This is a genomic window from Paraburkholderia humisilvae (assembly GCF_902859855.1).
GTDB lineage: Bacteria > Pseudomonadota > Gammaproteobacteria > Burkholderiales > Burkholderiaceae > Paraburkholderia > Paraburkholderia humisilvae.
In genome coordinates this window covers 1-1102 of sequence record NZ_CADIKH010000377.1, presented here as the reverse complement: position 1 = coordinate 1102, position 1102 = coordinate 1, and the positions used below count along the sequence as shown (strand labels likewise).

The window sequence follows — 1102 nt, the reverse complement described above, 5'->3', positions numbered from 1 at the left end:
GCCCCCGAGCTGCGCGAGCCTGATAACGTTGCGCAAGAGCGGCGGTGCCTGTGCGTTGCGGGGCGTATCGTTGACGACGCGCTCAAGCAATTCGATTTCAGTCTGCGTGAACGCGAGCTCGGCACTTGCCTGCGGCGCGGAGCGACCAGGCATCGTGAGCCAGAATATGCGCCAGCTCAGGACGCAGAACACCGCGATCAGGTTTGTGAGTCGATCCGCCGTACGAAGCCGCGACTCCTCGGCCTTGCAGCCCGATTTCAGGATCTTGTGGAAGGTTTCGATCTTCCAGCGCATAGCGTACCAATCGAGCTTCCCGATTGCCTCGGCACGTGATCGCACCGGCATATCAGTGATCAGCTTCCATTCAATGCGAGGGCGCCCGGGTGGCGGGTCGCGTTCCTGTGCGTGAAGGACCGTAAGCTGTAATGGAGGGTAGCTCCCCTGCTTGCCGATGGGCGGCAATACGGTCATTCGCTGGTAGCGAAGCTCAAGTGTTGCCGTCATCGGACGGCCCTTATTGTCGCGAAGCGCGATGCGGTGCAGCCCCTTGACCTGGACTTGCTGCATCGCCTTCGCGATCGTGTGCTCTCCATCCCCTGCAAGCCTGTCGACGCAGGTGCGCACGAGGAAGTGTGTGCAAAGATCGTGTGCAGTGTAAAACAGCTCGTAGATGTCGCTTTCCCGGTCACCGATGTGCACGCAACGTACAGGATCGCCGGGCAGCGTGGTCGACTGGCGCATGTTCTCCAGCCAGCGCCAGCTTTCCTTCTGTTCTATCGGTACACGCGTGGGGTTGATGTGCCGCTTGAGTTCGGAGCACCCCTTGAACTGCTTTCCCGTCCAGAACTTCACTGCAGCCAGACCCAGTGGCAAACCGTCGGCTGTAACAACCAGACTCGAATGCATGAGGATGCCGCACTGTGTCAGTACGCTCGACTTGTTAAACCGGTCGCGTGTCGTGCTGGTGCCCGTATAACCCACGAGTTCCGGATGCTCGCGCTGATACGAGAAGGTCGTGGTGTCCTGCAGAACCAGTATCGTGCCGGCGGCTGCCGCGAAACGCGCCGCACTCGCAGCGAAATGTCCGCTCAAAATATCGTGT

At 60.1% G+C, this 1102-nt stretch carries 1 protein-coding gene; it reads right to left on the bottom strand.

Annotation, left to right across the window (positions count from 1 at the left end; genetic code table 11):
* Positions 1 to 1102: IS4 family transposase (locus HV796_RS42640; protein ID WP_175233603.1), on the bottom strand; the 1102-nt coding region annotated here is incomplete at both ends.